Below are 11,762 nucleotides of genomic sequence, written 5' to 3'. Positions count from 1 at the left end.
GCGCTGCCCCTCCGAACAGGCCGACTCTTTGTTCGGAGGGGCAGTGCCGAAGCCGCTCAGTCGCCGCCGGACTCAGCCCGCGCGTGCAGCGCCATGGCGATGAGCGAGGCGCCGCCGAACACCAAATCGATGCCGACGAGAAGGCCGAGCGCCCAGGCCAGCGTGCCCGGCAGGCCGGAAATGACCAAGCCGGCGAGAATGAGGTCGATGACGCCGTTCCACATCACCCATTCCCATTTGCCCGTGAGATCGCGGCGATGGGCGATCGCCAGCATGATCATGAAAATGCCATCAATGATGAAAAATGCGATCAATACATAGGTCAGCGTCACCAGGCCCTGAAGCGGGTTCCAGAGCAGCACGCCGCCGGCGGCAACGGCCAGCACCGCCGAAAGCAGTGACCAGCCGAAACCCGGCGCCCGCTGCGCCCGAAAAGTGAAAACCAGGCCGAAGAAGCCGGCGATCACGAACAACCAGCCGAGAAAAATCGTCGCCGCCAATCCGGCCAGCGGCGGCACGACGATGGCGGCAAGCCCGAGCATGCAAAGGACGATCCCTTCGGCGAGGAATGTCCGCCAATGTGCATGCAAGGATTTTTGCAAGACACCGGCAACTTGCGAAATTGCTACCGATTCCAGCGAAACCGGAGGGGAATTGTCTTCGCTTGTGACCATGGGGCACGACTCCTTTTGCCGCCATCTGGCGGCCCCGGGCGGCTGATTGTCAATGGTCGCCATCCCAGGGCAATCGGGTGAATAACCAGGTGACTGAACTGGCCCCCCATGATGAGGGCCACGGACCTGGGAAATCAAGTTGGAAGTAGCGCCGTTCTGGGCATGGCCACCTTAACCAAGCTCGGTCATGTTTTGGCTCACGACGGAGGCCGGGTACATCATGGTGCCGCGCTTTGGGCGTACGTCTCCTCTTGCCAGACCCTGAACGCGGCGGCTCTGCACCAGGATATCGAGCACGACGCCATCCTGATCGACGGCGCGCCCGAGGTAGTGCAGCACTTCAGGCACCATCGGCGGATAGTCTCATACGAGACGATCACGCCGCGCCCGGCCAGGATCAGCTCGACATCCCGAAAGCTCAGGCTGAGTATGTGGTAGAGCCCAAATTCCAATCGTGCCGGATACATGCCGTGAGATCAGTCATGCGCCGCCATCGCCATGCCGATCGCGGCGAGATCGGCCTTGGCGGCGCTGCTTTCATAGGCGATCCGACCACCCGCCATCACCAGGATGCGGTCGGCGAGCTCCTGGATTTCATCAAGATCCTCGCTCACCAGCAAGATCGCGACACCGCGATTGCGCGCGGCCATCAAGCGCGCGCGGATTTCCGCCGTGGCCGTGAAATCGAGGCCGAAACAGGGATTGGCGACGATCAGAACGCGCACCTCGCCGGTCAGTTCGCGCGCCAGGATCGCGCGCTGGACGTTGCCGCCGGAAAGCGCGCCGAGCCGAAGATCGGGATCGGGCGGGCGGACATTATAGTCCTCGATTTTCCGCGCCGCCGCGGCCTGCATCGCGGCGCGATCGAGCCAGATGCCGCGGGCGGCAAAAGGGGGCACATCGAAATCGCGAAGGGCGAGATTTTCGGCAACCGTCATCCGCGCGACCCCGGCATTGGCGAGCGGCTCCTCCGGCAGGCAGCGCACGCCATGGCCGCGAATTTCTGCGCGTGTGAAACGGAATGGCTGGCCATCGATGCGGATCTCGCCCGCCACTGCCCGCCGCTGCCCGGCCAGCACCTCGACCAGTTCGCGCTGGCCGTTGCCAGAAACCCCGGCGATGCCAACGATCTCTCCAGCGCGAACCGAGAGTGAAACCCCATCGAGTGCCGCGACCCCATCATCGCGGATGGCGGCAAGGGCTTCGATTTTAAGCCGGGTTTCCCGAGATGGTGCGGTGTTGCGATCGGTGCGTGTTGCCGCCGGCATGGTGCCGACCATCATCGCCGCCATCGCCGCCGGCGTTAGATCGCGGACGGCGCCGGCGCCAGCCAGCCGCCCGCGCCGCAGCACCGTCACCGCGTCGGCGTAGGCGGTGACTTCGCGGAATTTGTGTGTGATCATCAGCACGGTGAGTTTATGCGCCTCGACGAGATCGCGGAGAAAGCGCAACACTTCATCCGCTTCCGCCGGCGTCAGAACCGCCGTCGGTTCATCGAGGATAAGAAAACGGCACCCGAGATAAAGAAGTTTGAGAATTTCAACCTTCTGCTTCTCACCGGCGGCCAGCGTCGCGACCCGACGATTGAGCGGCACCCGAAACGGCATGTGCGCCATGAACTCCTCAAGGGCTCGCCGCTCGGCCCGCCAATTGACGATCGTCGGGATTCTTGGGCGCGCCATCACCATGTTTTCCGCGACCGTCATGCCGCTGACCAGCGTGAAATGCTGATAGACCATGCCAAGGCCAAGCGCGCGCGCAGCGCGCGGCCCGTTGATCGCAACCTCGCGGCCGTCGAGCAGGACATCACCGCGATCGGCGCGATAACTCCCGATGATGCATTTGACGAGCGTGCTTTTGCCGGCGCCGTTTTCGCCGAGCAGCGCGTGCAGCGTTCCGGCCGGGATACGCATATCGACATCCGCGAGCGCGATATTGGCGCCGAAGCGCTTGCTCATGGCGGCGACTTCGAGCGACGCGGCGCCAGACGCCGTCATGACAGGGCCGCGAGGACTGCCGCGCTGTCGGCAATCGCGCCGAACACGCCGCCCTGCATCGTCACCATCTTGAGGGCCGCGAGATGATTGCCGTGATCGGTCGCGCCGGTTCCATCGGCGAGGATCAGGCACTCGAAGCCACGGTCATTGGCTTCGCGCATCGTCGTGTGAACGCAGACGTCGGTGGTGATGCCGCAGAGAATGAGATTGGTGATGCCGCGCGTGCGCAGCATCAGTTCGAGATCGGTGGCGTAGAACGAGCCCTTCCCCGGCTTGTCGATGATCACCTCGCCGGCGATGGGCGCGAGTTCGGGAATGATCTCCCAGCCCGGCTCGCCGCGCACAAGGATGCGCCCGCAGGGGCCGGGATCGCCGATCCCGGCGCCGATCTTGCGCGACCGCCAGCGTTTGTTCGCCGGCAGATCGGAGAGGTCGGGGCGATGGCCCTCGCGGGTGTGAAAAATCGGAAAACCCCCCGCGCGCATCGCGGCGAGCACGTTCGAGATCGGCGTGATCGGTGCCCGCGTCAGCGAGAGATCATAGCCCATCTTGTCGACATAGCCGCCGATGCCGCAGAAATCGGTCTGCATGTCGATGACGATTAGCGCCGTCGTCCGCGCAGAAAGCGTCCCGTCATAGGGCCAGGGATAGGGATCGGCGGCGATGGTGGGGAAGAACATCGATCGGCTCCTCGTTATTTCGCTCACGCTCACGTTGCGGGCGGCGGCGGAAACCCAAAGCCCGTGCCATCGGTGATCGCGATGTCATCTTCCCAGGGCAGGCGATAGCGGCCCGCGGCGAGATCGGCCATGTAGGTATAGGGGCAATCGCGCGCGCCGCCGGCGACGGCGACATAGCCGCGATGGCCGAACTGATAGATATTGTTCTCGACCCCCCACAGGCGGCGCGCCTCGCGCACGAGATCAAGGCGCAGTTCAGCGGTGATGATCTCATCGGCGAGGCCGTTGCCTTCGACGAGCGGCATGCCGTCGAAATTGACGAACATGCCCTCGCCCATCGAATTGAACGTGCCGTCACTGCCGGCGAGACAGACGCTCGCGGTATACATGAGATTGCAAAAGGCGTTGGCCTGATTGGTGAGTTTCCAGGCATGCCGGATCGGCGCGGTATAGCCCGCGGTGCGCAGCATGATCTCGGCGCCCTTATAAGCGGCCTCGCGCGCCATTTCCGGGAACATGCCGTCATGGCAGATGATCAGCGCCATGCGCGCGCCGTTCGGCCCGGTGAAGACAGGGATGCCGAGATCCCCCGGCGCCCAGGGCTCGACCGGCACCCAGGGGTGAAGCTTCCGATAGTAAAGCTTTTCGTTGCCGTCAGGGTCGAAGACGAGACCGGCGTTCCAGGGATTGCCACCGGGATTGTGTTCCATGATCGAAAAGCAGCCCCAGATGCGATGCGTGCGGCAGGCATCGCGAAACGCGGCGACCTCCGGCCCGTCGCGCCGACACATCAACGCCGGCGCGGTGTTCATCGACAAGCCATGCAGCGCGTATTCGGGAAAGACGACCATATCCATCCCCGGCAGCGCCCGCCGCGCCTTGCCGACGAGGGCGACGATGCGGCGTGTCTGCGCTGCGAGATCGGCCGGCGTCTCGACCATCGGCAGCGCAAGCTGCACAAGGCCGATGACGACGCCGGCGGGAGATTTGTTCAGACCGCCAAGACCGCTCATGCTTTTGCTCCGTTCCTTATCTTCAATGCATCGCACCCAATTCACCAGGCGCGCTGACGCGCGTACCGCGACGTGAGGCGCTTGCGATCATGATCGCGAGCGTCAGTGCGTAGGGAGCGGCATTGAACAGATACGTGCCCTGATGCACGCCGATCGATTGCAGCGCGGGGCCCAAGGCGCCGGCGGCGCCGAACAGGAGGGAGGCAAAGAGGCAGGCGAGCGGGCGCCAGCGCGCGAAAATCACGAGAGCGACGGCGATCAGCCCCTGGCCACTGGAGAGCCCCTCATTCCACGACCCGGGATAATAGAGCGAAAGAAAGGCACCACCGATGCCGGCCAGAGCGCCGCCCGCCATCGTCGCCCAGAGCCGCACCCAAAGCGGCGCATAGCCCATCGCGCGTGCCGCCTCGCTGCTGTCACCGACGGTGCGGAGCACGAGACCGGGCCGTGTATTGGCAAGCCCCCAGCGCAGCACGAAGGCGAGCACGACGCCGATCAGGAACAGCGGGTTGATGTCGAGGGCGGCGCGAAGCGGCGCGAACTGGCAAGTGGGGCAGACATGCAGTGCCGGCAGCATCGGCGCGCGGGGCTGGATCAGGGGTTTGCCGAAAAAGAACGCAAGCCCAGTGCCGAGCACCATCAGCGCGATGCCGACCGCGATGTCGTTCACACGCTTGAGGCTGCAGAGCCCGGCGTGGAGCGCGCCGAGCAGCGCGCCGACGAGTGCTGCGGCAAGCACGCCGAGCCAGGGCGAGCCCGAAAGCAACGCCGCGCCATAAGCGCTCATCGCGCCACAGACCAGCGTGCCTTCGAGGCCGAGATTGATGCGCCCGGATAATTCGGTCAGGCACTCGCCGAGGCTCACGAACAAAAACGGCGTGCTCGCGCGGATGGCGCCGCCGAACAGCGCGAGGGCAACGCCGGCTGCGCCGAGATCAGCCATCGCGTGGCTCACCCCTGAGGGGAAGCGGAAGCCGAAGCCGCCCGGAAAACGTCTCGGCGGCGAGTACGGCGATGAAAACGAAGCCCTGCAGCACCGCAACCGTCGCGTCCGGCAGATCGAGATGGCGTTGCAGCAGCCCGTCGCTCGCCGCGATCCCGCCGAGAAGGAGGGCGACCGGAATGATCGCGAACGGGTTGTGGCGGGCAAGAAAGGCGACCAGGATGCCGCTATAGCCGTAGCCGGCGGCGAGCGAGGCGGTGGCGCTGCCCTGGACGGCGGCGACCTCGACCGCGCCGGCGAGCCCGGCACTGGCGCCAGCCAGGGCGCAGGCGATCAGGATCAGCCGCCCGACATCGATCCCGACCATTTGCGCCGCGCGTGGATTGCCGCCATTGACGCTGGCCGCGAAGCCGAAGCTCGTCCGCTGCATGAGAACGCCGGCGGCAAGGCAGAAAATCAGCCCGAAGCCGAGCCCGACATGCACCGATAGCCCCGGGATCTGACCGAGCATGAGGCCGGGCGCGAGCGGCACCGTCGAGGGTTTGTTGAGGCTCAACGGGTCGCGCAGCACCCCCTCGACGAGCTGGTTCATCACCGCGATGGCGATGGTGTTGAGGAGGAGCGAAGAAATCGTCTCGTTGACGCTGCGCCAGAAGCGCAGCGCGCCCGGGATCATCAGCCAGAGCGCGCCCGCCGCCATGCCGCCCGCGAGCATCAAGGCCTGCGCGAGGAGGGCGCCGCCGGCGCTTCCGGCGAGGCCGGAGAGTGCCGGGCCGATCACCGCGCAGGCAAGCCCGCCGAGCACCAGCGCGCCCTCGCCGCCGATCACCATGAGCCCGACCCGCGCCGGGAGCGCCATGGCGAGGCCGGTAAGAAGCAAGGGGGAGGCTTTCTGCAGCGTGTTTTGCCACGAAAACCAGGTGCCGAAGGCGCCGCGCCAGATTAGCGCCGCCGCTGAAAGCGGATCAACGCCGCAGGCGGCGAGAAAGGCGCCGAATGCGACAAGCGCGACCGTCAACGCGAGGAGCGGGAGCGCCCATGCCTCGGCAATCCGGCCAAGCCAGCGGCCCCGCATTGCCTGATGTGCGCCAAGGCCCAGGGTGAAACCACGGGTGAGGGAGGTCATGCCGGCCCGCGCGCCCCGTCCCGCCGCCCTCAGGTCTTGCCGATCACGCCGGCGGCGAGCCAGTCCATCTTTTCCAGCCAGAGATCGGTCTGGCCGTGATCGACGCCGGCCGCGATCACCTGCTTGCCGTTATTGTCGGCGACCGGCCCCTTGAAGATCACGAACTCGCCGGCAACGAGCTTGGCCTTCACGTCATCCGCCTCGGCGCGCGCCGCCGCCGGCACCATGGCGCCGTAGGGCGAGGTTTTGACGATACCCTCGCGCAGGCCACCACGCACGAAATTCGGCAGCGGCTTGCCCGCCTGCATTTCGGCAACGAAATTACGATAGACCGTCGCCCAGTTCCATTCCGCGCCGGTGAGATAGCCTTTGGGCGCGAGCGGCGCCTGGTTGACGTGATAACCGCAGGTGTAGAGCCCACGCCCTTCGGCGGTTTGGATGGTGACTTTCGGGCTGTCGACATGGCAGGTGACGACGTCGATGCCCTGATCGGCGAGGGCGTTGGTCGCTTCCGCCTCCTTGACCGGCATCGACCAGTCGCCGGTGAAGATCACCGTCGTCGTGATCTTGGGATCGACCCGCTGCGCGCCGAGGGTGAAGGCGTTGATGTTGCGCAGCACCTGCGGGATGGGTTTGGCCGCGACGAAGCCGAGCTTCTTCGTCTCGCTCATATGGCCGGCAACGATACCCGAGAGATACTGGCACTCATCGATATAGCCGAAATAGCTGCCGGCGTTTTTCGGGTCTTTCTCCGTCCACAACCCGCCGCAATGGCGGAATTGCACCTTTGGGTATTTCTTCGCCTCCTGCAGAACGAAGGGGTTGTAGTAGCCAAACGAGGTTGGAAACAGCAATGCGGCGTCGTCGAGTTCGATCATGCTGTCCATCGACTTGACGACATCGACGGTCTCGGGGATGCGCTCTTCTTCCAAAACCTTCACGCCAGGCATTTTCTTGACCGCGGCGGCGCCCTCGGCATGGGCCTGGTTGTAGCCGTAATCATCGCGCGCGCCGACATAGAGGAAGCCGATTTCGAGCGTGCCGGCGGCGCCGGCGCGCCAGCCCGGGGTGAGGGCGGCGGCGGCGAGGCCGCCGGTCATTCCGAGCAGGGCGCGGCGGGAAAAGTTACGCGAAGCGAGGGGATCGAGAGCCATGTTTTCCTCCGGCGAGAGTGCCGCGCGGCGCGCAAAGCCGCGCTCGGCATGGTCTTCACCGTATTCAAATCCCGTGCCACGTTTGGGCCGAGGCGCATTCGGCGGTGCACAGCGGGCAGGGAAGGAATTTGCATACAAAATCGCATGCACTGCATAAAATTTATGCCGACTCTGCCGAAAATCTGGCAAAATAGCGCGCGCCTGCCGCAGCACGGGGAGAATTTGCCGTAAGATCACCCGAAGCGGCGGGAATGGCCTCGTTCTTGTATTTCCCCAAGGCATATCCCGGGGCGCTTCTGGGGTACAGAGGTTGGCCGGCATGCGGGCAAAGGGGCGGCCAGAGAATGCGATGCATAGAAGGCGATGCATAAGGAGATACGGATGACGACATTTTCTCACCGCGGGCCGCAACATTGGCGACACCCATGGCGCTGAGCCTCGATCTCGCGCGTCTCGCCGCCGCCTATGCCGCGGGCAGGACGACGCCGCTCGCCGTGGTCGATGACATCCTCCGCCGGATCGCCGCCGCCGGCGATGATCATGTCTGGATCAGCCTTCGTCCCGCCGAGGATCTCCGCGCCGAGGCGAAGGCGCTCGCGGCGCAAGCGCCCCTGGCGCGCGGCCCGCTCTATGGCATCCCCTTCGCGGTCAAGGACAATATTGACGCGGCCCCCCTCCCGACCACCGCCGCCTGTCCCGCTTTTGCCTATCAGCCCGCGCAGTCGGCGCCGGTGGTCGCGCGCCTCGTCGCCGCCGGGGCAATCCTGATCGGCAAGACCAATCTCGATCAGTTCGCGACCGGCCTGGTCGGCGTGCGCTCGCCCTATGGCACGCCGCGCAACCCGTTCGATCCGGCGATGGCGCCGGGCGGGTCGAGTTCGGGCTCGGCGGTCGCGGTGGCCGCCGGCCTGGTCAGCTTCGCGCTCGGCACCGATACCGCTGGCTCCGGCCGCGTGCCCGCCGCCTTCAACAATCTCGTCGGCCTCAAGCCGACTCGTGGGCTAATCAGCACCCGCGGCGTCGTCCCCGCCTGCCGCTCACTCGATTGCGTTTCGATCTTTGCGCTCACCGTCGCCGATGCTCGGGCGGTGCTCGCGGTTGCCGCCGGGTTCGACGCCGCCGACCCTTATAGCCGCGCCGCACCCCCTGGATTTTCCCTCGCCCAGCGCCCGCCGGCGCGGTTTCGCTTCGGCGTGCCGGCGCCGGCGGCGCTCGTGTTCCACGGCGATCCGGCATCGCGCACGGTGTTCGAGCAGGCGATCGCCCACGCCGTCGCCGCCGGCGGCGAAGCCGAGGAGATCGATTTCGCGCCCTTCGCCGAGGCCGCGGCCCTACTCTATGGCCCTTGGGTCGCCGAGCGCAGCACGGCACTCCGCACGATCTTTGCCGAAAACCCGGAGGGGCTACACCCGGTAACCCGCGAGATCGTCGGCGCCGGGTTCGCGGCAAGCGCCGTCGATCTCTTCGCCGCTCAGCACCGGCTCGCGGCCCTCCGCCAGGCGACAGCGCCGCTCTGGCAGCGCCTCGCCTTCCTGCTCGTCCCCAGCGTGTCGGGCGCCTTCAGCCTCGCCGAGATCGCCGCCGAGCCGATCGCGACCAACAGCGAACTCGGCCGCTATACCAACTTCACCAATCTCCTCGACCTCGCGGCGATCGCGATCCCGGGCGGATTCTCGTCCAATGGCTTCCCCGCCGGCGTGACCCTGATCGGCCCCGCCTTTCATGACGGCGTGCTCGCCGCCTTCGCCGAGCGCATGCAGCGTGATGCCGCGACACCGCTCGGGGCGACCGGCCATCCCCAGCCGGCGGCCGTGCCGGCGCCGGAGGGTAACAACGTTCATCCCGAGATCGAGATCGCGGTGTTTGGCGCCCATCTCGCGGGCGAGGCGCTAAACCCCGCCCTGCTTGCCCTCGGCGGCCGTTTTTGCCGCCCCTGCCGCACCGCGCCGCGCTATCGCATGCTGGCCCTGCCCGGCGCCGTGCCGCGCCCCGGCCTGGTGCCGGTCGGTGAAGGCGGTGCCGCGATCGCGGGTGAGATCTGGGCGCTGCCCAGCGCCGCGCTGGCCGCGCTTCTGGCTGGCATCGCCCCGCCGCTCGGGCTCGGCACGGTCCTGCTCGAAGGCGGCGCGCCGACGTTCGGCTTCATCTGCGAGGCCGGCGCGGCGGGCGAGGATATCACGCGCTTCGGCGGCTGGCGCGCCTGGCGTGAGGCGCGACGATGACGCTTGCCGCTACGTTTGCGCCCTCCGCGGCCGAGCCTGAGCCGCGAGCGGCGGCAACCCGCGCCGACGATCTCGCGCAGCGGCTCGCGGATGCTATTACCAGCGGCGCGCTGCCGGCGGGAACGCGGCTCGACGAGCACACGGTCGCCGCCCGTTTCGCGGTGTCGCGGACGCCGGTGCGCGAGGCGCTGCGTCAGCTCGCCGCCGCCGGGCTGATCGAGCGCCGGCCCTATCGCGGCGCCATCGTCACCACGGTTTCACCGGCGCGGCTCGCGGAAATGTTCGTCGCCATGGCCGAGATCGAGGCGGTCTGCGCCCGCCAGGCCGCGCTGGCGATGACGGCGCGCGAACGCCACGATCTGCGCGCTTTCCACGCCGGCATGGCGGCGCTGGTGCGCGTGGGCGATCCGGCGGCCTTCGCCGAAGCCAATATCGCCTTTCATGAGCGGATTTATGCCGGCGCACACAACGATCTGCTGGCCGAGACCGCGCGGGGCCTGCGCCGGCGGCTGATGCCCTATCGCCGGGCACAGTTCCGCACCCTCGGCCGCCTGCCGCGTTCGCATGCCGAGCATCTGGCGGTGACGCTGGCGATCGAACGCGGCGAGGCCGAAGCAGCGGCACGCTTGATGCGCGAACATCTCGGTCTCGTCGAAGCGGCCTATGCGAGCTTCGCCCACGCCGCGCCGCCGGGATAATCCCGGCCTTTGTGACCGCAGCCCATTTTGTCTCTTCGCCAGCGTCACACCAGCGCATGATCGCGTTGGCACACCTCTTGCCTGCCCTCATCGTGTAAGGCGTTCTTCAGCCGCGCTGTGCCTTTCGAGACATCAGGAGAAAAGCAAAGACTATGGCCAGTATCGCCGCCCAGCCCTATTCGTTCGATCTCGACCCCGCCCGCGCGGCATTGTTGATCATTGACATGCAGCGCGATTTTCTCGAGCCCAATGGCTATGGTGCCGTGCTCGGCAATGATCCTGATGCGCTTCGGTGCCTGATCGCCCCGATCGGTCGCCTCCGTGCTGCGGCACGGGGAGCGGGGATGTTGGTGATCCACACCCGCGAGGGACATCGGCCGGATCTTGCCGACTTGCCACCGGCCAAACGCGCGCGCGGCCAGCCGAAGATCGCCATCGGCGATCCTGGCCCGATGGGGCGGCTGCTCGTGCGCGGCGAGGCCGGTCACGCGATCGTCGACGAACTTGCTCCGGCAAGCGACGAGCCGGTTATCGACAAGCCTGGCAAAGGCGCCTTTTACGTGACCGATCTCGAGTCGATCCTCCGCAACCGCGGCATTCGTCAGTTGGTGATCTGCGGCGTGACCACAGAAGTCTGTGTCCAGACAACACTTCGCGAAGCCAATGATCGCGGCTATGATTGTGTCGTCGTCGCGGATGCCACCGGCTCCTATTTTCCGCGCTTTCATCAGGCCGCCCTCGACATGATCGTTGCTCAGGGCGGCATTTTTGGCTGGGTTGCCGAGAGCGCGGCGGTAATCGCGGCGCTCGCGACCGACCCGGCTGGCCCGGCCATTAACGCCCCTGAGGCGTGGGGCGAATTGCGCGAAATGTTCTATCGCTATGAGGTCGCGTTGGTCGCGGGTGACTTCGCCACGCTCGCGGATTTCTTCTGGAGAAGCCCGCATACAATTCGTTACGGCCTCGCTGACCAGCAGCATGGGCGCGAGGAAATTGCCGCCTATCTCCAATCCCAGCGCGCGATCAGGGATAAGACCGAAGGCGTGTGGATGGCGCGTGACCTCGCACGCACGACCCTCACCACGTTCGGCCGCGATAGCGGTACTGCGAGCACGCTTTTTCGCCTGCATGATAGCGGCCGCACCGGTCGGCAGATGCAGACGTGGATACGCATGGCCGGCCGCTGGCAGATCGTTGCAGCCCATGTTTCGTTTCTCGATTTCGCCTTACCGCCATGACCCAAGAACGCGAATGA

Annotated in this window: 11 protein-coding genes and 1 pseudogene; 3 read left to right on the top strand and 9 right to left on the bottom strand. The window is 66.3% G+C overall.

Going from position 1 to position 11,762, the window contains the following annotated elements; genetic code table 11:
- Positions 1 to 56: 56 nt before the first annotated feature.
- The 9 genes and pseudogenes from DEF76_RS16960 to DEF76_RS16925 form a co-directional block, all read right to left on the bottom strand.
- Entirely contained in the window at positions 57 to 674 is a 618-nt protein-coding gene (locus DEF76_RS16960) for an HdeD family acid-resistance protein (protein ID WP_114913298.1), read from the bottom strand.
- 171 nt (positions 675 to 845) lie between these two features.
- On the bottom strand, positions 846 to 1,025 hold the full coding sequence (locus DEF76_RS20420; RefSeq protein ID WP_205216047.1) for a hypothetical protein: 180 nt from the start codon (positions 1,023 to 1,025) through the stop codon (positions 846 to 848).
- Positions 1,016 to 1,114: pseudogene (locus DEF76_RS20415) on the bottom strand (IS6 family transposase); the annotation flags it as partial. The gene DEF76_RS20420 and the pseudogene DEF76_RS20415, both read right to left, overlap by 10 nt.
- Positions 1,115 to 1,150: 36 nt before the next feature.
- Positions 1,151 to 2,671 (bottom strand): ABC transporter ATP-binding protein, encoded by a 1,521-nt coding sequence (locus DEF76_RS16950; RefSeq protein ID WP_114913297.1) that lies wholly within the window; start codon positions 2,669 to 2,671, stop codon positions 1,151 to 1,153.
- Entirely contained in the window at positions 2,668 to 3,351 is a 684-nt protein-coding gene (gene biuH / locus DEF76_RS16945; protein WP_114913296.1) for a biuret amidohydrolase, read from the bottom strand. The genes DEF76_RS16950 and biuH overlap by 4 nt, the downstream gene beginning before the upstream one ends.
- 29 nt (positions 3,352 to 3,380) lie before the next feature.
- Positions 3,381 to 4,364: a formamidase gene (locus DEF76_RS16940; RefSeq protein WP_114913295.1), complete on the bottom strand. Its 984-nt coding sequence runs from the start codon at positions 4,362 to 4,364 to the stop codon at positions 3,381 to 3,383.
- Between the two features lie 22 nt (positions 4,365 to 4,386).
- A complete protein-coding gene (locus DEF76_RS16935) occupies positions 4,387 to 5,307 on the bottom strand; it encodes an ABC transporter permease (protein ID WP_114913962.1) in 921 nt (306 codons plus the stop codon).
- Positions 5,300 to 6,433: an ABC transporter permease gene (locus DEF76_RS16930; RefSeq protein WP_114913294.1), complete on the bottom strand. Its 1,134-nt coding sequence runs from the start codon at positions 6,431 to 6,433 to the stop codon at positions 5,300 to 5,302. Before DEF76_RS16930 ends, DEF76_RS16935 begins: the two co-directional genes overlap by 8 nt.
- Before the next feature lie 29 nt (positions 6,434 to 6,462).
- Positions 6,463 to 7,587, bottom strand: a complete 1,125-nt coding sequence (locus DEF76_RS16925) for a BMP family ABC transporter substrate-binding protein (protein WP_114913961.1) — start codon at positions 7,585 to 7,587, stop codon at positions 6,463 to 6,465.
- A 425-nt stretch (positions 7,588 to 8,012) separates the two neighbouring features.
- On the opposite strand from DEF76_RS16925, the gene atzF reads away from it, so the two are divergent.
- The 3 genes from atzF to DEF76_RS16910 all read left to right on the top strand — a co-directional run bounded on the left by atzF (position 8,013) and on the right by DEF76_RS16910 (position 11,745).
- A complete protein-coding gene (atzF, locus tag DEF76_RS16920; protein WP_114913293.1) occupies positions 8,013 to 9,809 on the top strand; it encodes an allophanate hydrolase in 1,797 nt (598 codons plus the stop codon).
- Positions 9,806 to 10,507, top strand: coding sequence for a GntR family transcriptional regulator (locus DEF76_RS16915; protein ID WP_114913292.1), 702 nt, complete (start codon positions 9,806 to 9,808; stop codon positions 10,505 to 10,507). The genes atzF and DEF76_RS16915 overlap by 4 nt, the downstream gene beginning before the upstream one ends.
- A 152-nt stretch (positions 10,508 to 10,659) precedes the next feature.
- On the top strand, positions 10,660 to 11,745 hold the full coding sequence (locus tag DEF76_RS16910) for an isochorismatase family protein (RefSeq protein ID WP_114913291.1): 1,086 nt from the start codon (positions 10,660 to 10,662) through the stop codon (positions 11,743 to 11,745).
- The last annotated feature ends 17 nt before the right edge of the window (positions 11,746 to 11,762 follow it).

This window comes from Acidibrevibacterium fodinaquatile (assembly GCF_003352165.1).
GTDB lineage: Bacteria > Pseudomonadota > Alphaproteobacteria > Acetobacterales > Acetobacteraceae > Acidibrevibacterium > Acidibrevibacterium fodinaquatile.
The sequence above is the reverse complement of the archived record's forward strand: the minus strand, read 5'-3'. Positions and strand labels throughout refer to the sequence as shown.

Bases quoted from the DNA above. Each gene is read 5' to 3' on its own strand.
- DEF76_RS16960 (WP_114913298.1), bottom strand. From the start codon at position 674: ATGGTCACAAGCGAAGACAATTCCCCTCCGGTTTCGCTGGAATCGGTA.
- DEF76_RS20420 (WP_205216047.1), bottom strand. From the start codon at position 1,025: ATGGTGCCTGAAGTGCTGCACTACCTCGGGCGCGCCGTCGATCAGGAT.
- DEF76_RS16950 (WP_114913297.1), bottom strand. From the start codon at position 2,671: ATGACGGCGTCTGGCGCCGCGTCGCTCGAAGTCGCCGCCATGAGCAAG.
- biuH (WP_114913296.1), bottom strand. From the start codon at position 3,351: ATGTTCTTCCCCACCATCGCCGCCGATCCCTATCCCTGGCCCTATGAC.
- DEF76_RS16940 (WP_114913295.1), bottom strand. From the start codon at position 4,364: ATGAGCGGTCTTGGCGGTCTGAACAAATCTCCCGCCGGCGTCGTCATC.
- DEF76_RS16935 (WP_114913962.1), bottom strand. From the start codon at position 5,307: ATGGCTGATCTCGGCGCAGCCGGCGTTGCCCTCGCGCTGTTCGGCGGC.
- DEF76_RS16930 (WP_114913294.1), bottom strand. From the start codon at position 6,433: ATGACCTCCCTCACCCGTGGTTTCACCCTGGGCCTTGGCGCACATCAG.
- DEF76_RS16925 (WP_114913961.1), bottom strand. From the start codon at position 7,587: ATGGCTCTCGATCCCCTCGCTTCGCGTAACTTTTCCCGCCGCGCCCTG.
- atzF (WP_114913293.1), top strand. From the start codon at position 8,013: ATGGCGCTGAGCCTCGATCTCGCGCGTCTCGCCGCCGCCTATGCCGCG.
- DEF76_RS16915 (WP_114913292.1), top strand. From the start codon at position 9,806: ATGACGCTTGCCGCTACGTTTGCGCCCTCCGCGGCCGAGCCTGAGCCG.
- DEF76_RS16910 (WP_114913291.1), top strand. From the start codon at position 10,660: ATGGCCAGTATCGCCGCCCAGCCCTATTCGTTCGATCTCGACCCCGCC.